This is a genomic window from Streptomyces sp. NPDC046727 (assembly GCF_040645635.1).
Taxonomy (GTDB): Bacteria; Actinomycetota; Actinomycetes; order Streptomycetales; family Streptomycetaceae; genus Streptomyces.
Map to the genome: position 1 here is coordinate 328942 of NZ_JBEYYR010000002.1, position 20469 is coordinate 349410.

Below are 20469 nucleotides of genomic sequence, written 5' to 3' on the forward strand. Positions count from 1 at the left end.
TTCTCACGAGCGATCGCCGTGAACTTCCCGGAGAGTAGCCGGTGTCTCGAACCCACATCCAGGTGTCGCCACAACTGTGGCGAATTTCAGCCGTCAACCGGCATGAAATGCCACGATAGTTGACATGACTCTTGCCTGGGCAGCAGGATCGCATCGCCGCGAGAAAGGCCGCAGAGGCAAGAGGGGTGACCTCCCGATGGCACATCAGGCAGGAGGGCAGCGGCCGGCACCGCGGCCCGTCCCCGAGACCTGCGAGACCCAGGCGTACCTCCAGGACTACGGGGCGCTGCTGGAGTACCTGACCTGTCCGTCGCTGGTCGTCGACCGCAACTGGAACGTGGTCATGACCAACAGCGCATTCGAGACACTTTTCTGCGGAGTGCGCCCCCATCCGACGGCCATGCCGGGGGAGAACTTCCTGCGCTTCGTCCTGTTCCACCCCGACGCGGGGGAGGTCCTCGGCGAGCACGAGCCGGGCTGGTGCCTGCCGATGCTGGCCCACCTCCGGTCCGCCCTGGAGACGTACGGGCACGACCACGAACTCCAGGCGCTGCGCCGGGACATCGCCCAGGACCCCATCATGGAGGCCGCCTACCGGCAGGGCCTGCCGCACTGGATCCGCGCCGTCGGTGAGGACGCGACCCGCCTCGACGGCGCCGTGCGCCTCCTGCACCACCCGGACCCGCGCCGCGGGCGCACGGAGTGCCGCATCGTCGAGGAGTCGCCGCAGCCGCTGCGCGAGCTGGGCTACCGCCGCCTGACGATGGTCCTGCGCGACCCGCGCCGGCCCGCCGCGCCGGTGCGCCGTCCGCGCCGCCCGCGGGGCGCGGCCTCGCACCTCACGGTCGTCCCGTCGCCCGAGAGCTGACCCGGCACCGTCGGCGTTCAGGTCGCCGGCGGCGCCGGGCCGGCGGGCGGGACCGCCCCGAGCGCACCCGGCGAACACGCCCCGCTTTACGCAAGCCGCTTGCGTTAATTGCGCTACGCTTGCGGTCATGACGCGACGACTTGCGGAAGTGGCGAAGAAGGTCGGGGTCAGTGAGGCCACGGTCAGCCGGGTGCTCAACGGCAAACCCGGAGTCTCCGAAGCCACCCGGCAGGCGGTGCTGACGGCCCTCGACGTCCTCGGCTACGAGCGCCCCACCCAGCTGCGCGGTGAGCGCGCCCGGCTCGTCGGTCTCGTCCTGCCCGAGCTGCAGAACCCCATCTTCCCGGCGTTCGCCGAGGTCATCGGCGGTGCGCTGGCCCAGCTGGGGCTGACCCCGGTGCTGTGCACGCAGACCAAGGGCGGCGTGTCGGAGGCGGACTACGTCGAGCTGCTGCTCCAGCAGCAGGTCTCCGGCGTGGTCTTCGCCGGCGGCCTGTACGCCCAGGCCGACGCGCCGCACGACCACTACCGGCTGCTCGCCGAGCGCAACATCCCGGTCGTGCTGGTCAACGCGGCCATCGAGCACCTCGGCTTCCCGGCCGTGTCCTGCGACGACGCCGTCGCCGTCGAGCAGGCCTGGCGGCATCTGGCCTCGCTCGGCCACGAGCGCATCGGCCTGGTCCTCGGCCCCGGCGACCACGTGCCCTCGGCGCGCAAACTGGCCGCCGCCCGGGCCGTCGCCGGGGATCTGCCGGAGGAGTCCGTCGCGCGGGCCATGTTCTCCATCGAGGGCGGTCACGCCGCCGCCTCCCGGCTGATCGACCGGGGCGTCACCGGCATCATCTGCGCCTCCGACCCGCTCGCGCTCGGCGCGATCCGGGCGGCCCGCCGCAAGGGGTACGACGTCCCGGGCCGGATCTCCGTCGTCGGCTACGACGACTCGGCGTTCATGAACTGCACCGAGCCCCCGCTGACCACGGTCCGCCAGCCCATCGAGGCCATGGGACGCGCGGCCGTGGAGCTGCTGAACGCGCAGATCGGCGGCACCGCCGTGCCCGCCGAGGAGCTGCTCTTCGAGCCGGAACTGGTGGTGCGCGGCTCCACCGCGCAAGCCCCGCGCGGCTGAGCATCAGAAGATCCAACCCACTGTCGAACAATTTCAGATTCTGCGCGACATCTTGCGTCGCGCTGTCGGTGGTGCTTGAGTGTGCGGCGCCCACCGCTCCTGCCATGAGTGCCATGAGGGGTCCACCGATGAGAAGCACCGGGTTCCGCCGTACCGTCGTCGCGATCGGCGTCTGTTCCTCCCTCGCCCTCGCCGTCACCGCCTGCGGGTCCGGTGACGGCGATGCGGCGAGCGGCAAGACCCGCATCACCGTCAACTGCGAGCCGCCCCGGAGCGCCAAGGTCGACCGCGGCTTCTTCGAGGACGACATCGCCTCCTTCGAGAAGGACAACCCGGACATCGACGTCGTCGCGCACGACGCCTTCCCCTGCCAGGACCCGAAGACCTTCGACGCCAAGCTCGCCGGCGGCCAGATGGAGGACGTGTTCTACACGTACTTCACCGACGCCCGGCATGTCGTCGACATCCACCAGGCGGCCGACCTCACTCCGTACCTCAAGGAACTGAAGAGCTACGCCACCCTCCAGAAGCAGCTGCGGGACATCTACACGGTGGACGGCAAGGTCTACGGCATACCCCGCACCGGATACAGCATGGGGCTGATCTACAACCGCAAGCTGTTCGAGAAGGCCGGCCTGGACCCCGACAGGCCGCCGGCGACCTGGGACGAGGTCCGCGCCGCCGCCAAGAGGATCGCCGCCCTGGGCAACGGCACGGTCGGCTACGCCGACTACAGCGCGCAGAACCAGGGCGGCTGGCACTTCACCGCCGAGCTGTACTCCCAGGGCGGCGACGTCGTCGACGCGGACGGGAAGAAGGCCGCCATCGACACCCCCGAGGGCCACGCCGTCCTGCAGAACCTGCACGACATGCGGTGGACGGACGACTCCATGGGCAGCAAGCAGCTCCTCGTCATCAACGACGTGCAGCAGATGATGGGTTCCGGCAAGCTCGGCATGTATCTCGCCGCCCCCGACAACATCCCGATCCTGGTCAAGGAGAAGGGCAGCAGCTACAAGGACCTCGCTCTCGCCCCCATGCCGGGCGGCAGGGGCACCCTCATCGGCGGCGACGGCTACATGTTCAACAAGCACGACACGCCCGCCCAGATCCGCGCCGGCCTGAAGTGGCTCGACCACATGTTCCTCACCCCGGGCAAGGGCTTCCTCGGCGACTACGCCCGCGCCAAGAAGAACGACGCCCCCGTCGGCCTGCCCGAACCGCGCCTGTTCACCGGTGCCGCGGACGCCGAGGACCAGAAGGCCAAGAAGGCCGATGCCAACGTCCCGGTGGAGAACTACCAGGCGTTCCTCGACGGCAACCAGCAGCTCCGGATGAAGATCGAGCCGCCGAACGCCCAGCAGATCTACTCCGTCCTCGACGGCACCGTCTCCGCCGTCCTCACCGAGAAGGACGCCGACATCGACCAGCTGCTCAAGGACGCGTCCGGAAAGATCGACAGCATTCTGGCCCGGAGCTGACCGTGATGACGAAGACGGCCGAGCGGCGGACCGCGACGAAGGCCGCCGCCCACCCGGTCCCGGCGCCGCCTCCGGCAGGGGGCCCAAGGCGGCGCCGCCTCGCCGACCAGGCCCGCGCCTACGCCTTCCTCCTCGGCGGCCTGATCTGCTTCGCCCTGTTCTCCTGGTACCCGGCGATCCGCGCGGTCGTCATCGCCTTCCAGAAGTACACGCCCGGCTCCGAGCCCCAGTGGGCCGGCACCGCCAACTTCACCCGCGTCTGGCACGACCCCGAGTTCACGGCCGCCTGGCGCAACACCCTCACCTTCACCCTGCTGGCCCTCCTCATCGGGTTCGCGATCCCCTTCGTGCTCGCCCTCGTCCTCAACGAACTGCGGCACGCCAAGGCGTTCTTCCGGGTCGTGGTCTACCTGCCGGTGATGATCCCGCCGGTGGTCAGCGCCCTGCTGTGGAAGTGGTTCTACGACCCGGGCGCCGGCCTCGCCAACGAGGCCCTGCGCTTCCTGCACCTGCCCACCTCGAACTGGTCCAACGGCGCCGACACCGCACTGATCTCCCTGGTCATAGTGGCCACCTGGGCCAACCTGGGCGGCACCGTCCTCATCTACCTCGCCGCGCTCCAGTCCATCCCCGGCGAGCTGTACGAGGCGGCCGAACTGGACGGCGCGAACCTGATCCAGCGCATCCGGCACGTCACGGTCCCGCAGACCCGGTTCGTGATCCTGATGCTGATGCTCCTTCAGATCATCGCCACCATGCAGGTGTTCACCGAACCGTTCGTCATCACCGGCGGCGGCCCGGAGAACGCCACCGTCACCGTCCTCTACCTCATCTACAAGTACGCCTTCCTCTACAACGACTTCGGCGGCGCCTGCGCCCTCAGCGTGATGCTCCTGCTGCTGCTCGGCGCCTTCTCCGCGGTCTATCTGCGGCTCACCCGCTCCGAGGGGGACACCGCATGAGCACCCGCACCCTGATCTCCCCGGCCACCCTCGCCCGCCCGCGCGGCAAGGCCGTCTACTGGACGGTGTTCACGGCTGCCGTCGTCCTCTTCGCGCTGGCCTTCCTCTTCCCCGTGTACTGGATGGTGACCGGCGCGCTGAAGTCCCCGGACGAGGTGGCCCGGACCCCGCCGACACTGGTTCCGAAGCACTGGCACACCGGCGGCTACACCGACGCCTGGGAGCTGATGCAGCTGCCGCGGCACCTGTGGAACACCGTGGTGCAGGCGGCCGGCGCCTGGGCGTTCCAGCTGGTGTTCTGCACGGCCGCGGCCTACGCCCTGTCCAAGCTGCGGCCCGTCTTCGGCAAGGTGATCCTCGGCGGCATCCTCGCCACCCTCATGGTGCCGGCGCAGGCCCTGGTCGTACCGAAGTATCTGACGGTGGCCGACCTCGGCCTCCTCAACGACCCCCTCGCCATCTGGCTGCCGGCGGTCGCCAACGCCTTCAACCTCTACCTGCTCAAACGGTTCTTCGACCAGCTGCCGCGCGATGTGCTGGAGGCCGCCGAGATCGACGGCGCCGGCCGGCTGCGGATCCTGTGGTCCGTCGTCCTGCCCATGTCCCGGCCGGTGCTCGGCGTGGTGTCGATCTTCGCGCTGGTCGCCGTCTGGCAGGACTTCCTGTGGCCGCTGATGGTCTTCTCCGACACCGGCAGACAGCCGATCAGCGTGGCCCTGGTCCAGCTGTCGCAGAACATCCAGCTCACCGTGCTCATCGCCGCGATGGTGATCGCGAGCATCCCGATGGTGGCGCTGTTCCTCGTCTTCCAGCGGCACATCATCGCCGGGATCACCGCGGGCAGCACCAAGGGCTGACGCCCCCGCCCCGTCCAGAGAAAGGCAAGCGCAGTGGGACAGCCCACCCATGCCCCGAACAACCCCGACTGGTGGCGCTCCGCCGTCATCTACCAGGTGTACGTCCGCAGCTTCGCGGACGGCGACGGCGACGGCACCGGCGACCTCGCGGGCGTCCGCGCCCGGCTGCCGTACCTGGCCGAACTCGGCGTCGACGCCCTGTGGTTCACCCCCTGGTACCTGTCCCCGCTGAAGGACGGCGGCTACGACGTCGCCGACTACCGGACCATCGACCCGGCCTTCGGCACCCTCGCCGAGGCGGAGAAGCTCATCGCGGAGGCCGGGGAGCTGGGCATCCGCACCCTCGTCGACATCGTGCCCAACCACGTGTCCGACCAGCACCCCTGGTTCCGGGCCGCACTCGCCGCCGGGCCCGGCAGCCCCGAGCGCGAGCTGTTCCACTTCCGGCCCGGACGCGGTCCGGACGGCGAACTCCCGCCGAACGACTGGCCGTCGCAGTTCGCCGGCTCCACCGAACCGGTGTGGACCCGGCTGCCCGACGGCGACTGGTACCTGCACCTGTTCACCCCCGAGCAGCCCGACCTCAACTGGGCCCACCCGGCCGTCCGCCAGGAGCACGAGGACATCCTGCGGTTCTGGTTCGAGCGGGGCGTCGCCGGCGTCCGCATCGACTCCGCGGCCCTCCTCGCCAAGGACCCGGACCTCCCCGGCCTCGCCGCGCACCCGGAGCCGCACCCGTTCGTGGACCGCGACGAACTCCACGACATCTACCGCTCCTGGCGGCGGGTGGCCGACGACTACGACGGCGTCTTCGTCGGCGAGGTCTGGCTCCCCGACCCCGAGCGCTTCGCCCGCTACCTGCGCCCCGACGAACTGCACACCGCCTTCAACTTCTCCTTCCTGGCCTGCCCCTGGGACCCGGCACGGCTGCGCGCCTCGATCGACACCACCCTCGCCGAGCACGCCCCCGTCGGCGCCCCGGCCACCTGGGTGCTGTGCAACCACGACGTCACCCGCACGGTCACCCGGTACGGCCGCGAGGACACCGCCTTCGACTTCGCCACCAAGGCCTTCGGCACGCCGACCGATCTCGCGCTCGGCACCCGCAGGGCCCGGGCCGCCGCCCTGCTGTCGCTGGCGCTGCCCGGCGTGGTGTACCTCTACCAGGGGGAGGAGCTGGGTCTGCCGGAGGCCGACATCCCGGTCGACTGCATCCAGGACCCGATGTACTTCCGGTCGCGGGGCACCGACCCCGGCCGGGACGGCTGCCGCGTGCCGCTGCCCTGGGCCGAGGGCCTGCCGTACGCGGGATTCGGCTCACGGGAGGAGCCGTGGCTGCCGCAGCCGGCCGACTGGACGTCGTACGCGGTCGACCGCCAGGAGCGGGACCCCCACTCCATGCTGACCCTCTACCGCGAGGCCCTCGCCCTCCGCCCGGAGTTCGGCGACGGCCCGCTCACCTGGCTGCCCGCCCCCGACGGCGTGCTCGCCTTCGCCCGCGCCGACGGAGCGCTGTGCGTGGTCAACCTCGCGGCCACGCCCGCCGACCTCCCCGCGCACTCCCGACTCCTGCTCAGCAGCGGCCCGCTGGACGACACCGGCCGGATGCCACGGGACACGGCGGCCTGGCTGCGCGCCTGAGCCGCGCCCGTACGCACCTTGCTGTCCCACGCACCCCCACCACGAAGGGATCAGCACATGCACAGCAGCAACGCCAGATATGTCAGGCGCATGCCGGCCATCGGGGCGGTCGTCGCCCTCGCCGCCGGCATGCTCACCGCCGTCGCCCCGGCCGCCCACGCGGCGGCCGGCGCCACACTCCCCTTCACCTCCGTGGAGGCCGAGTCGGCGACCGGTACCGGCACGAAGATCGGCCCGGACTACACCCAGGGCACCCTCGCCTCGGAGGCCTCCGGCCGGCAGGCCGTCCGGCTGACCTCCGGGCAGCGGGTGGAGTTCACCGTGCCGCGCGCGGCCAATGCCGTGAACGTCGCCTACAGCGTCCCGGACGGCCAGTCCGGTTCGCTCGCCGTGTACGTCAACGGCATCAAGCTCGCCAGGACGCTCCCGGTGACCGCCAAGTACTCCTACATCGACACCGGCTGGATCCCGGGCGCCAGGACCCACCACTTCTTCGACAACGCCCGGCTGCTGCTCGGGCAGAACGTCCAGGCGGGCGACAAGGTCGCCTTCGAGTCGACGGGCACCCAGGTCACCGTCGACGTCGCCGACTTCGAGCAGGTCGCGGGGGCCGCCGCCCAGCCCGCCGGCTCGGTGTCCGTCGTCTCCAAGGGCGCCGACCCCAGCGGCAACGGCGACTCCACCCAGGCGTTCCGGGACGCCATCGCCGCCGCCCAGGGCGGCACGGTCTGGATCCCGCCGGGCGACTACCGGATCACGTCCTCCCTCAGCGGCGTGCAGAACGTGACGCTGCGGGGCGCCGGCAGCTGGCACTCGGTCGTGCACACCTCCCGCTTCATCGACCAGTCCAGCTCGGCCGGCAACGTCCACATCAAGGACTTCGCGGTCATCGGCGAGGTCACCGAGCGCGTCGACTCCAACCCGGACAACTTCGTCAACGGCTCCCTCGGACCGAACTCGTCCGTCTCGGGCATGTGGATCCAGCACCTGAAGGTCGGCCTGTGGCTCATGGGCAACAACGACAACCTGGTGGTGGAGAACAACCGCATCCTCGACACCACCGCCGACGGCCTCAACCTCAACGGCACCGCGCGCGGGGTCCGCGTCCGCGACAACTTCCTGCGCAACCAGGGCGACGACTCCCTCGCCATGTGGTCGCTGTACTCCCCGGACACCGACTCCAGCTTCGAGAGCAACACCATCTCGCAGCCCAACCTCGCCAACGGCATCGCCATCTACGGCGGCACCGACATCGCGGTGCGGAACAACCTGATCTCCGACACCAACGCCCTCGGCAGCGGCATCGCCATCTCCAACCAGAAGTTCCTCGACCCCTTCCACCCCCTGGCCGGCACCATCACCGTCGACGGCAACACGCTGGTGCGCACCGGCGCGATGAACCCCAACTGGAACCACCCGATGGGTGCCCTGCGCGTCGACTCCTACGACAGCGCGATCAACGCGACCGTCGACATCACCGACACGACGATCACCGACAGCCCGTACAGCGCCTTCGAGTTCGTCTCCGGCGGCGGGCAGGGGTATCCGGTCCGGAACGTCAACGTGACCGGCGCGACCGTGCGGAACACCGGGACGGTCGTCGTCCAGGCCGAGGCGCAGGGCGCGGCCACCTTCAAGAACGTCACCGCCACCCAGGTCGGCGCCGCCGGCATCTACAACTGCCCCTACCCGGCGAACTCCGGCTCCTTCGCGCTCACCGACGGCGGCGGCAACTCCGGCTGGTCGAGCACCTGGTCGGACTGCTCCAGCTGGCCCCGGCCCGGCCAGGGCAACCCCGACCCCGACCCGGACCGCAACCTCGCCAAGGGCCGCCCGGCCACCGCGACCGGCTCCCAGGACGTCTACACGCCGGGCAAGGCGGTCGACGGCGACGCGAACAGCTACTGGGAGTCCGCCAACAACGCCTTCCCGCAGTCCTGGACGGTCGACCTCGGCTCCTCGTACGCCGTGCGCCGCCTGGTGCTGAAGCTGCCGCCGTCCTCGGCCTGGGGCGCCCGGACCCAGACCGTCAACGTGCTCGGCAGCACCGACGGCTCGAACTACTCCACCGTGGTGGGCTCCCAGGGCTACCGCTTCGACCCGGCCACCGGCAACACCGCGACCGTGTCCCTGCCGAGCGGTACGAACCTGCGCCACCTGCGCCTCACCGTCAGCGCCAACACCGGCTGGCCGGCGGGCCAGTTCAGCGAGGTGGAGGCGTACCTGAATCCCTGAGACGGCCACGCTGTGTGCCCCGGGCCGCCACCCGGTCCGGGGCACCATCACCCCTATGAGGGGTTTATGTGAAGAGTTCACGCGATCGTGTGGAGTTCGCCTCCTCCATGCGTCACGTTGGGTGAGCGTCTCATCGCAACCAGTGCTGCAGGGAGGCCGAGTTGAACGAGTCGGATGCAACGGGTGTGACGGTGCCGCCGGTGTTCACCGGATCCGCCCGGGAGGTCCCCAAGGCGACCCTGGTCCAGCTGCGGCTTCCGGCGCCCCCGGCCGGGCAGGCGCTGATCAAGTCGGCGTACGTCCGTCAGCTCGGACTGCGCCCGGACGAGGCGCACGCCGTCCGCGACCACCTCCGGCACGCCGACGAGGTCTCCGGCGACGTCTCCGACGAACTGGTCGAACTGCTCGCACAGTTCGAGCAGCGGACCCAGCCCTCGCTGATGCCGCCGCCCAGTGCCTTCGTGGACATCCCGGTCCCCGCACTGAAGGCGTTCGGGGACGCGCTGATCGAACTGCGACAGCGGCAGGCCGGGCAACTGGCCGACGGCCCGACGCGGGGACTGGCCGAGCAGGACGTGCGCGGCGCCGTCGTGGCCGTCCGCGGACTGCTGGCCAACACCCAGGCGACACCGCTCGGCATGCTGAACCTGGAGCGCCTGGAGATGGTGCCCGCCGGACTGGAGCGGGGCGAGCTGATCGCCACCATTCCGCTGGCCCCGCTGGAGGAGACGGCGGTCAGCCACAAGGAATGGTCGGTCCGCAGCAAGGAGTTCACGTCGATCGTGACCGACTCGCTGGAGACGGTCAGCGAGACCGGGGTGACCGACAACACCGAGCTGTCCCAGTCGACGTCGTCGCAGGCGCAGCACTCCAACCAGTTCAACGTCACCGCGACGGTCGCCGGCGGGATCCCGGTGATCAACGGCTCGGCCCAGTCGGGCTTCTCCTCGCAGGACTCCAAGTCGCAGTCCGCGACGGACAGCACCAAGCACGCCACCTCGCTGACCAAGAAGGCGTCGTCACGCGCCAAGCAGGAGCACAAGGTCACCATCTCCACGACCACGGTCACCGGCAGCGAGGAGACCTCGACCCGGGTGCTGAAGAACCCGAGCCAGGTCGCGGCGATGCGGGTCGACTACTTCAGCCTGATGCGCAAGTGGCGGGTGCGGCTCTACCGGTACGGGCTGCGGCTGACCTATGACCTGGTGATCCCGGAACCCGGCGCCGGGCTGCGCCGGATGCACAAGGAACTCGCCGACCTCAAGAACCAGTTGGGCCCGTTCCAGTTCGGTCTGCCGCATGCGGAGATCACCGACGCGGTCCTGCCGGGCGAGACTCAGCCGCACTACCGGGTGCTGGCCGAACGGTACGGCGCGGTGGTCCCCGATCCGCCGCTCGTGCCGTCGGCCCCGCAGTTCAGCGTGGGCGCCCCCTCCCAGGACGAGGGCTGGCACATCTTCACCCCGGACCCGCTGGAGGTCCCGGAGGGGTACCGCATCAAGACCCTGACCATGTGGTTCGCCACCACGAGCAAGACGGGAGACGAGAACAAGTTCAGCTTCAAGGTGCTCGGCACCCCGCTCTACGTCAAGGACCAGACGCAGGGCGAGTTCGGGCCGTTCGAGCTGACCTCCACCGCCTACAACAAGTTCATGCTGCACGCCACCGGCAAGGTCTACATCTCGTTCGAGATGATCAACAACCGCAACACGACGATCAGGGTCGCCTCCGAGATCGAGCCGATTCCCACCCAGCCCGACCCCGACCCGACCAAGCCGGCGCACAGCGACCGGATCCGGGACAAGTGGCAGTCGGACGTCTGGAACCTGCTGCGGGACGCGGCCCAGACCCAGTACTACGAGCGCCAGCAGGACATCGCGACCAAGGCCGCGGCGCTCCAGGAGCAGATCGAGCAGGTCGACACGCTCACCCTCCGCCGGGAGGAGAGCGAGGAGATCATGAAGGGGGTGCTGCGCTTCCTGCTCGGACCCGACTTCGCCTTCATGCCGCCGGAGGTCGTGGACGCCTTCGTCAAGGCCCGGGTCGACCTGGAGCACGGCATCGGCTTCGACGAGAACGGCCTCGGCCTGGATGCCACGGCGTGGGCCACCGTGCGCGAGCACGAGGACGTCGTCCGCTTCATCAACCAGGCCATCGAGTGGGAGAACGTGGTCACGTTCCTCTACTCGTACTTCTGGGACGTGCCGCAGAGCTGGAACTTCATCCGCCGGCTCCGGCATCCCGACGCGAACCGGCAGGCGTTCCTGCGGTCCGGCAGCGCGCGTGTCGTCCTGACCGTCCGCAAGGGCTGGGAGGAGGACTGGGTGAGGTTCGCCGAGGGCGGCTTCAAGTCCCAGCCGACGACGCCGAACTCGCAGTACCTCACCATCGCCAGGGAGATCGCCGCCTACGACGACCGCAACTACCCGGGCATCCCGCCGGCGAACCCGGCCCGCACCGCGGTCCGGCTGGAGGAGGCCGTCTACGCCACCTCCAAGGACGTCCTCGGCAAGACCGCCAACCCGGTGACCATCAGGGTCGATTCGAGCAAGGACTTCCTGGTCGGCGCCCAGGTCGTCATCGACTCCGCCGACAAGACCGATCCCGCCGACGGCCGGGTGGTCCAGGAGAGCCAGATCATCACCGCGATCCCGGACGCCACCCGCATCACGGTCGCCCGGCTGGACCGGGCCCACGACGGCTCGGTGACCCCGTTCGCCGTCCTCCAGCCCGGCACCAAGGGCGCCCTGATCGCCGAGTGGAACGAGTACACCCCGTCCTCGGGCACCGACATCGAGATCGGCTCCGACCTGGGCAGCGGGGTCTGACCCCCGTGGCCGTCCCGGCCAAGGAGGTGCGCTGGGGGCTCGTCGCCGAGGTGCTCACCTCCTACAAACACGCGGTGATGCTCGCCCGCGGCATCACCGCGGCGGAGCAGGCGGAGATCGACCAGAGCCCGAACAGGACGGAACGGCTGAGGGAGCGGGAGACCCGCAAGGTGCCGCGCGAGGACATGGAGGCGGCGTACCTGATCGCCACCGAGGTCCGGGCCGCGTTCGTGGAGTGGCAGAGCCGGTACTACACCGTTCCCTGGCCGGGCCACCGCGAGTTCGCCGTCCACACGACGATGAACGCCGCGTCCGATGCCACCCGGCACCTCGTGGAGCAGACCCGCTGGATCCTGGACGGCTCCCCTCCCGGCGCGGGCCAGGTCAGGTCGCTGCAGGGCGCCTGGCCGTTGATCTGGCTCCAGTGGCTCTACACGGCGTTCGAGCCGCTCCAGATCATCGAGGGCGAACTCCCGCTGCCGGAAGCGGCCATCGGGCAGCCGGACGAGGTGCTCCACGACTTCGCCGACTACGTGCTCAGTTCGATTCCCGTGATCGGCGAGTTCGTGCTGTCGTACGAGGCCCTCCTCGGCTATCAGTTCGTGGGCGGCCGGAAGCTGTCGAAGCCCGAGCAACTGCTCGCCTTCCTGGGGCTCGTCATCCCTCCCGTGCTCGGCGCGCTCGTCAAACAGATTCCGAGGGTGGGCATCGCCCTGCGGGCCTTCCGGGTCAACCTGGCGAGGCGCATCCCGGGTTCCGTGGCCTCGAAGCTCGACCGCTTCACGGTCGACATGGTGATCGCTCTGCGGGCGTTTCCCAAGGAGTCGTTCGACAAGTTCCTGGGGATCATCCGAACCGTGGGACGGCTCAGTCCGCAACAGCAGTCGGATCTCGCCTTCTATCTCTCACGCCTCAACTACGCCTCGCGTCTGGCCCAGTGGCTGAAGATCATCGAGCGGGACCTGGGGACGGGGTTCAGCGGCGTGCGCGCGCTCAAGCGCCCGCTCAAGCCCGTTCCCCGGCCGCACGAGCGGGCGATGATGGAGGATCTGAGCCGGCTGAGCAACAAGCGCGTCGTGTCGATTCCGGAGATGCATCCGCAGGACTACGACGGCTTTGCGGCGAAACTGGCGGTCGATCCGAAGGCCAAGATGCCCACCCAGGTCGACGGTGTCAAATACGCGGACACCGTCTGGGGCGCCGAATTCGCGGAGCTGTACCGAGCGGAGCGGGCCGACACGACGGACAAGGTCCTGAACGCCATCAGCAAGCAGGGCAAGGGCAAACAGGCGTCCACGCTGGTGGTGGCGAAGAGCCCCGAGCTGTCCGTCGACCTCGTCTCCGTGGTCGACAATCGCTTCTGGGCCAAGCCGAGTCTCCTGTGGATCGACAAGGTCGTCATCCTCCAGAACAACACCATCAAGATCATCGAACGTCCGGTCCGCTACATCACCATGGACCCTCGTGCCTACGCCCTCACGCGTGTCCTCATCGGCAACCCCGCCCACCTCGTCAAGACGGCCGACGAGGTCATCCGGGCCCAGGAGGAGGAAAGGCGGGCCACCCCGCACTGACCGCCGAGTTTCACATGGGCGCCACCAGACCCTTCCCTGACGTTTGCTGCTCTTGGAACACTCGCTCCGCGCAGATTCCGTCATCGGACGGCATCGGCTACGTCAGGACGAGAGGACCCTCACTCATGCCCGAAGTCAATCGGCGGCGCTTCCTCCAACTCGCCGGCGCCACCACGGCGTTCACCGCGCTGTCCAGCAGCATCCAGCGCGCCGCAGCCCTGCCGGCCCGCTACCGCACCGGATCGTTGGACGATGTCGAGCACATCGTCGTACTGATGCAGGAGAACCGTTCCTTCGATCACTACTTCGGTTCGCTCCGAGGGGTCCGCGGCTTCGGCGACCCCCGTCCGGTCACCCAGAACGGCCGGTCCGTCTGGAAGCAGTCCGACGGCACCAAGGACGTCCTGCCCTTCCACCCGGACGCCGACGACCTGGGCCTGGCCTTCATCCAGGACCTCCCGCACGGCTGGAACGACGGACACACCGCCTTCGACAACGGCAAGTACGACAAGTGGGTGCCCGCCAAGTCCGCGACGACGATGGCGTACCTGACCCGGGACGACATCCCCTTCCACTACGCGCTCGCGGACGCCTTCACCGTCTGCGACGCCTACCACTGCTCGTTCATCGGCTCCACCGACCCCAACCGCTACTACATGTGGACGGGCTTCACCGGCAACGACGGCAAGGGCGGCGGCCCGGTCCTCGGCAACGAGGAGAAGGGCTACGGCTGGACGACGTACCCCGAGCGCCTGGAGCGGGCCGGGGTCTCCTGGAAGATCTACCAGGACATCGGCGACGGCCTGGACGCGGCCGGCTCCTGGGGCTGGATCAACGACGCCTACCGCGGCAACTACGGCGACAACTCGCTCCTCTACTTCAACCAGTACCGGGGCGCCCAGCCCGGCGACCCCCTGTACGACAAGGCCCGCACCGGCACCGACGCCCGCAAGGGCGAGGGTTTCTTCGACCAGCTGAAGGCGGACGTCCAGGCGGACAGGCTGCCCCAGGTCTCCTGGATCGTCGCCCCCGAGGCCTTCACCGAGCACCCCAACTGGCCCGCCAACTACGGCGCCTGGTACGTCTCCCAGGTCCTGGACGCGCTCACCTCCAACCCCGATGTGTGGGGCAGGACGGCGCTGCTCATCACCTACGACGAGAACGACGGCTTCTTCGACCACGTCATCCCGCCCTACCCGCCGGCCTCGGCCGCCCAGGGCAAGTCGACGGTCGACCCCGCGCTGGACCTGTTCAAGGGCGACAGCAGCCACGTGGCCGGCCCCTACGGGCTCGGCCAGCGGGTGCCGATGCTGGTCGTCTCGCCGTGGAGCAAGGGCGGCTACGTCTGCTCCGAGACCCTCGACCACACCTCGATCATCCGGTTCATCGAGCGTCGCTTCGGTGTCCAGGAGCCGAACATCTCGCCCTGGCGGCGCGCCATATGCGGCGACCTGACCAGCGCCTTCGACTTCTCCCGCACGGACGCCGCGCCGGTGGCGCTGCCCTCCACGGCCGGGTACGAACCGGCGGACCGCAACCGCCACCCGGACTACGTGCCCAAGCCGCCCGCCAACCCCTCCCTGCCCAAGCAGGAGCCCGGCAGCCGGCCCACCCGCCCGCTGAAGTACGCCCCGCTCGTGGACGGCTCCGCGGACACCTCGGCCGGCAAGTTCACGCTCACGTTCGCCTCGGGGGCGAACGCGGGAGCGGCCTTCCTCGTCACCTCCAACAGCCGTACCGACGGCCCCTGGACGTACACCACGGAGGCCGGCAAGACGCTGTCGGACACCTGGAACTCGGCCTACTCCGGCGGCAACTACGACCTCGCCGTGCACGGCCCCAACGGCTTCCTGCGCGTCTTCAAGGGCCGCAACAAGGTCGCCGGCCCCGAGGTCACCGCCCGCCACACGGGTGACGACATCCAGCTCACCTTCACCAACAAGGGCTCCGGCACGGTGAAGCTCAAGCTGGCCGACGGCTACGGCGCCGCCCCGGTCACGGTGACCGTGCGGCCCGGGGCGACCGTGCGGCAGACCGTCGGCCTCGCGGGAAGCGACCGCTGGTACGACCTGACCGTGACCTCCGACGCCGACCCGGCGTTCCTGCGCGGCTTCGCCGGCCACGTGGAGAACGGGCAGCCCGGCGTCAGCGACCCGGCGATCGTCACGGGGTGAACGGGCGATGAACGACGCTCCGTGCGGACTGGTCAGGTACCGGTCACATCAGGGTAGTGTGCCCCGGTGACCACGCAATCGAACACTCCTGCAGGCTGGTACCCGGATCCGCACGGAGCGCCGCAGACGCTCCGCTACTGGGACGGCACGCAGTGGACCGAGCACACCAACCCGGCGCAGCAGCCCGCCGGGCAGGTTCCGCCGCAGCAGGCCCCCGCCCAGCAGGCCGCCTTCCCGCAGCAGCAGGCCGGTGACGCCAAGGTGCAGCGCCAGGTGCAGCAGCAGGCCGGTGTCGCGGCCGGCGGCGCCGGCGGCGGCACCCTCTTCACCGAGCCCGTCCTGGTCGTGAACCAGAAGGCCAAGCTGATCGAGCTGACCAACGAGTACAAGGTCATGGATCAGAACGGCCGGGAGATCGGATCGGTCACCCAGGTCGGGCAGGGCGTGCTGCGCAAGATCCTGCGCTTCGTCTCCAGCCTCGACCAGTTCCTCACCCACAAGCTGGAGATCCGCGACGCCTACGGCCAGCCGCAGCTGCTGCTGACCCGGCCCGCGAAGATCTTCAAGTCCCGGGTGATCGTGACCCGCCCGGACGGCTCGCCGGTCGGCGAGATCGTCCAGAAGAACATGATCGGCAAGATCAACTTCGCGATGATGGCGAACGGCCAGCAGGTCGGCGCGATCAAGGCGGAGAACTGGCGGGCCTGGAACTTCGCGATCGTCGACCACGCGGACAACGAGGTCGCCCGGATCACCAAGACCTGGGAGGGCCTCGCCAAGACCCTGTTCACGACCGCGGACAACTACGTCCTGCAGATTCACTACCAGCTCCCCGAGCCGCTGCTGAGCCTCGTGGTGGCGACGGCGCTGACCGTGGACACCGCCCTCAAGCAGGACGCGCGCGGCTGGGGCTGACAGGCCGCCGCGACAGGCGCACAGTACGGCGACGGCGGCCGGTGCACGCGGATCCTCCGCGCACCGGCCGCCGCCGTATGCCGTCACAGTGCCGTCAGATGCCCCGGCTGCTCCTTCTGTCGCGGCACCAGGACCGGTTCGGCCGTCGCCGTCGCGGGCTCCAGGGCCAGGACGGCCGCCACCGGGTGCTCTTCGTCGCTCTCGTCCGGCGGCCCGGCGCGGCGGGGTTCGGGGGCCGTCCGGCTGAGCAGCACCACGCCCCACGCGGCGAGCCCCGCACCGGCCAGGGCCAGCAGCACCCCGCCGGCCCCGCCCCGCAGGCCCTGCCCCAGCAGGGTGAGGCCGATCACGGCGGCGGCCACCGGGTTGGCGAGGGTGACCACGGCCAGCGGGGCACCGAGCCCACCCCGGTAGGCCGTCTGGGACAGCAGCAGCCCGCCGGCGGCGAACGCGGCGACGAGCACGGCGACCACGACGACCTCGGTGCTCAGCGCCGGTCCCGAGCGGTCCGTGGCCGCGACGGTCACCGTCTGGGTGAGCGCGGAGGCGACACCGGAGGCGAAGCCGGACGCCGTCGCGTGCCGCAGGCCCGGCCGGGCGCCGGGCCGGGACAGCAGGCCGATCGCGGCAGCGGTCGTACCCGCCACCGCGAGGGCCTCGGTCAGCGAGAGCACCCGGGCGGGCGCCGGTCCGGCGGCGGTGACCAGCAGCGCGGACAGCCCGAGCAGCGTGAGCGCCGTACCGCGCCACTCCACCGCGCTGACCCGCCGCCCGGCCGCCCGCGCGCCCAGCGGCACGGCCGCGACCAGGGTGAGCGCGCCCAGCGGCTGTACGACGGTCAGCGGGCCGTACTTCAGGGCGACGACGTGCAGCAGCGCGGCGGCGGCGTTCAGCCCGACCGCCGACCACCAGGCGCCGGTGCCCAGCAGCCGCAGCAGGCCGGTGTCGGCGCTGCGCGACGCGAGGCGTTCCTGGGCGACGGCGGCCAGCGCGTAGGCGACGGCCGACACGAGGGACAGGCCGAGGGCGGCCAGGGCGGCGGCGCTCATCGGCCGGCTCCCGCCAGGACGGGCTCGGGTGTGCCGAGCCGGCCGGTGCCGCGACCCGCCGTGGTGGCCGTGCGTCGCGGCGGATGGATGAGCGCGAGGGCGAGGGCGAGCATGGCTGTCGCGACGATCGCGTCGAGCCAGTAGTGGTTCGCCGTGCCCACGATCACCAGCAGAGTGATCAGGGGGTGCAGCAGCCACAGCGGGCGCCACCGGGACCGGGTGGCCGCGATCAGGCCGATCGCCACCATCAGCGCCCAGCCGAAGTGCAGCGAGGGCATCGCCGCGAACTGGTTGGAGAGGTGGTCGCTGGACGGCGGGCCGTACACGGACGGGCCGTAGATCCGGGCGGTGTCCACCAGGCCCGTGCCGGTCAGCATCCGCGGCGGGGCCAGCGGGAAGGTGAACGGCAGGACCAGCGCGGCCGTGGTGACGACCGCGAGGACCCGGCGGGCCCACACGTAGTGGGCGGGCCGGCGCAGGTACAGCCAGACCAGGAAGGCGAGCGTGGCCGGGAAGTGGACGGTCGCGTAGTAGGTGTTCGCCAGGTGGACGAGGGTGTCGCCGTGCAGCAGTGCGGACTGCACGGCGGTCTCGTGGGGGAGATGCGCGGCCCGCTCCAGGTGCCACACGTCGCGGGCGTTGCGGAAGGCCTCCGCGGTGTGGCCGGTGGCCAGCTGGCGGCCGAGTTTGTAGACGAGGAAGAGCCCGGCGACCAGCAGGAACTCACGTATCAGAGGCGGACGTGCCGGATTCTCCGGCTCCGTTTCCGCCTCCGCAGGCTCGGTTCGGGCATTCATCCCCCGGCCCCTTCGCTGACGGTGGTGCATGTGGTGCTGCGGGCGGTGGTGCGTGACGCAGCTCATCGATACGTTGTCGTACCGATACGCCAGTGTACCGATACGGTGGAGTACCGGTACACTTGCGTATCGATTGATATGCGCCACACTGGGGACAGGCACGAGTGAGGGGAAGCACCGCATGACGTCGCAGGCCGCGGACGGACCGGAGACGGTCGTCGCCTCGCGCCGCTCCAAGATCACGCCGGAGCGTGAGCGGGAGTTCTTCGACGCCGTGCTGGAGCAGATCCGCGAGTGCGGCTACGACTCGGTCACCATGGAGGGCGTCGCCGCCAGCACCCGCTGCAGCAAGTCCACGCTCTACCGGCAGTGGAAGACCAAGCCGCAGTTCGTCGCGGCGGCGCTGCGCGCCAGCCGCCGGGTGCGGTTCGCCGGGATCGACACCGGCTCGCTCGCCGAGGACCTGCGCCAGGCCGCGCGGGCCGCGGGCGACTGGTCCGGCAAGGACACCCGGCTGCTGCAGGCCCTGGGGCACGCGGTGACCTCGGACCAGGAGCTGGCCGAGGCGCTGCGCGACGCGCTGGTCCGCCCGGAGATCGCCGCGCTGGAGGAGATGCTCGCCCGGGGCGTGGCCCGGGGCGAGGTGCGGGCGGGCCACCCCGCGCTGGAGTACATCCCGGCCATGATGTTCGGCGTCCTGCGCGTACGGCCGGTGCTCAACGGCCAGTACGCCGACGGCGATTACCTGGCCCGCTTCGTGGAGGCCGCGGTGCTGCCCGCACTCGGGCTGAGATGAGACCCAGGCCGCCGTTCACGGGATGACTGAACGGTGACCTGCCCGCGCCGCACCGTGGGGACGGGGGCGGCGCGCACCCCCCGGCCGGGTGGGGTTCCTCTTGAGCGGAGGGGAATCCCACCCGGCCGGTCCATGTCTCAGACGTCCTGCCCGTTCCCGCCGCCGGACGAGACCTTGATTCCCTTGAGGATCTCGTCGATGACCGACAGCTCCTGGCCGGCGTCCACGCCGAAGCGGACCACCACGATCTGCTTCGGGTCGCCGGGGGAGGGGAAGGCGACCGACTCGACACAGCCGTCGGCGCCCTTGCTGGTGACCGCCTTCCAGCGCACCAGGTAGCCTTTCTGGCCGGCCACCGTCACCGCCTCGGAGGCCAGCACCTTGTGCGAGGTGATGCCGCCGTAGGTGTCGCCGCCGTACGACCGCTTGGCGTTGGCCGCGATGTCCGCCTTCGCGACCTCCTCGGCCGTGTCGTCCTCGATGCCCAGCACCGTCGCCGGAGCCGTGTAGGCGCCGCCCGCCGTGCACGTCTGGGCCGAGTTGCCCGGGCACTTGTAGGAGTCGTCCGAGGTCACCTGCGCCCCGATGCTGATGGCCTGCCCGGTCCAGCCCTTCGGCACCGGCAGGCTGATGCCGTTGACCGGGTCCGGCACCGAGCCACCGCCCGGGACCTTCGGTGCCTCGGACCGCTTCGGGGACGGCGAGGCGCCGCCGGACCCGCCGCCCGGACCTTCGGAGCCGCCGGGCGGGCCGCCCCGGCCGCCGCCGTGTCCGCCGTCCGGACCCTGCGACGAGCCCGCTCGGTCGTCGCCGCCGCCGTCGCCCTTGGTGAGGGCCCACGCGCCGACCCCGATGCTCGCCAGGACCGCGGCCGTCACCACGACGGCTATGCCCGTGCGCAACCCGCGCCGGGAGGGGGCCGGAGGCTCGGCGGGATACCCCGGGTACGCCTGGTACCCCGCGTTCGCCGGGTACGCGCCGTACCCGATGGGCGCCGGTGCGGGCGCCGGCGCCTGCGTCGGGGGACCCCACGCGGCGGCCGTGCCGGCGGGGCGGGTCTGGTCCGTCCAGGCCTTGCCGTCCCACCAGCGCTCGGTGGGCGGACCGTCGTTCGTCTGCCCCGGGTCGGGGTACCACCCGGGAGGAGTCACCTGCGTCATGCCCCC

General features: G+C 70.5%; 15 protein-coding genes. 12 read left to right on the top strand and 3 right to left on the bottom strand.

All coding sequences use genetic code 11. The annotated features are described in order from the left end of the window. Positions 1-196 precede the first annotated feature (196 nt). The 11 genes from ABZ937_RS03600 (at position 197) to ABZ937_RS03650 (ending at position 16661) form a co-directional block, all read left to right on the top strand. Positions 197-868 carry a hypothetical protein gene (locus ABZ937_RS03600; RefSeq protein ID WP_361685220.1) on the top strand — a complete coding sequence of 224 codons (672 nt, stop codon included), beginning with the start codon at positions 197-199 and terminating at the stop codon, positions 866-868. Positions 869-995: 127 nt separating this feature from the next. After that, entirely contained in the window at positions 996-1994 is a 999-nt protein-coding gene (locus ABZ937_RS03605; protein WP_361685222.1) for a LacI family DNA-binding transcriptional regulator, read from the top strand. A gap of 128 nt (positions 1995-2122) precedes the next feature. Continuing rightward, on the top strand, positions 2123-3475 hold the full coding sequence (locus tag ABZ937_RS03610; RefSeq protein WP_361685224.1) for a sugar ABC transporter substrate-binding protein: 1353 nt from the start codon (positions 2123-2125) through the stop codon (positions 3473-3475). 5 nt (positions 3476-3480) lie between these two features. Beyond that, positions 3481-4437, top strand: coding sequence for a sugar ABC transporter permease (locus tag ABZ937_RS03615; protein ID WP_361685427.1), 957 nt, complete (start codon positions 3481-3483; stop codon positions 4435-4437). Beyond that, on the top strand, positions 4434-5294 hold the full coding sequence (locus ABZ937_RS03620) for a carbohydrate ABC transporter permease (protein WP_361685226.1): 861 nt from the start codon (positions 4434-4436) through the stop codon (positions 5292-5294). Before ABZ937_RS03615 ends, ABZ937_RS03620 begins: the two co-directional genes overlap by 4 nt. Before the next feature lie 33 nt (positions 5295-5327). Then, on the top strand, positions 5328-6935 hold the full coding sequence (locus tag ABZ937_RS03625; RefSeq protein WP_361685228.1) for a glycoside hydrolase family 13 protein: 1608 nt from the start codon (positions 5328-5330) through the stop codon (positions 6933-6935). A 57-nt stretch (positions 6936-6992) separates the two neighbouring features. Continuing rightward, positions 6993-9170, top strand: a complete 2178-nt coding sequence (locus tag ABZ937_RS03630; protein WP_361685230.1) for a discoidin domain-containing protein — start codon at positions 6993-6995, stop codon at positions 9168-9170. 161 nt (positions 9171-9331) lie between these two features. Then, the gene (locus ABZ937_RS03635) at positions 9332-11998 is read left to right on the top strand and encodes a hypothetical protein (RefSeq protein ID WP_361685232.1); all 2667 of its coding nucleotides are present in this window, start codon (positions 9332-9334) and stop codon (positions 11996-11998) included. Positions 11999-12003: 5 nt separating this feature from the next. After that, positions 12004-13572 carry a hypothetical protein gene (locus ABZ937_RS03640; RefSeq protein ID WP_361685234.1) on the top strand — a complete coding sequence of 523 codons (1569 nt, stop codon included), beginning with the start codon at positions 12004-12006 and terminating at the stop codon, positions 13570-13572. Between the two features lie 125 nt (positions 13573-13697). Continuing rightward, the gene (locus tag ABZ937_RS03645; RefSeq protein WP_361685236.1) at positions 13698-15746 is read left to right on the top strand and encodes a phosphocholine-specific phospholipase C; all 2049 of its coding nucleotides are present in this window, start codon (positions 13698-13700) and stop codon (positions 15744-15746) included. A gap of 66 nt (positions 15747-15812) precedes the next feature. Then, a complete protein-coding gene (locus ABZ937_RS03650; RefSeq protein ID WP_361685238.1) occupies positions 15813-16661 on the top strand; it encodes a phospholipid scramblase-related protein in 849 nt (282 codons plus the stop codon). 83 nt (positions 16662-16744) lie between these two features. Here the strand turns inward: ABZ937_RS03650 and ABZ937_RS03655 are convergent, their stop codons facing one another. Beyond that, positions 16745-17710, bottom strand: coding sequence for a hypothetical protein (locus ABZ937_RS03655; protein WP_361685240.1), 966 nt, complete (start codon positions 17708-17710; stop codon positions 16745-16747). Then, on the bottom strand, positions 17707-18507 hold the full coding sequence (locus ABZ937_RS03660; protein ID WP_361685242.1) for a phosphatase PAP2 family protein: 801 nt from the start codon (positions 18505-18507) through the stop codon (positions 17707-17709). The genes ABZ937_RS03655 and ABZ937_RS03660 overlap by 4 nt, the downstream gene beginning before the upstream one ends. Positions 18508-18688: 181 nt before the next feature. Here ABZ937_RS03660 and ABZ937_RS03665 point away from each other — a divergent pair, with 181 nt between their 5' ends. Continuing rightward, positions 18689-19303, top strand: a complete 615-nt coding sequence (locus ABZ937_RS03665; protein ID WP_361685244.1) for a TetR/AcrR family transcriptional regulator C-terminal ligand-binding domain-containing protein — start codon at positions 18689-18691, stop codon at positions 19301-19303. Positions 19304-19440: 137 nt separating this feature from the next. Here the strand turns inward: ABZ937_RS03665 and ABZ937_RS03670 are convergent, their stop codons facing one another. Beyond that, positions 19441-20463, bottom strand: a complete 1023-nt coding sequence (locus ABZ937_RS03670) for a DUF2510 domain-containing protein (protein ID WP_361685246.1) — start codon at positions 20461-20463, stop codon at positions 19441-19443. Between the last annotated feature and the right edge of the window lie 6 nt (positions 20464-20469).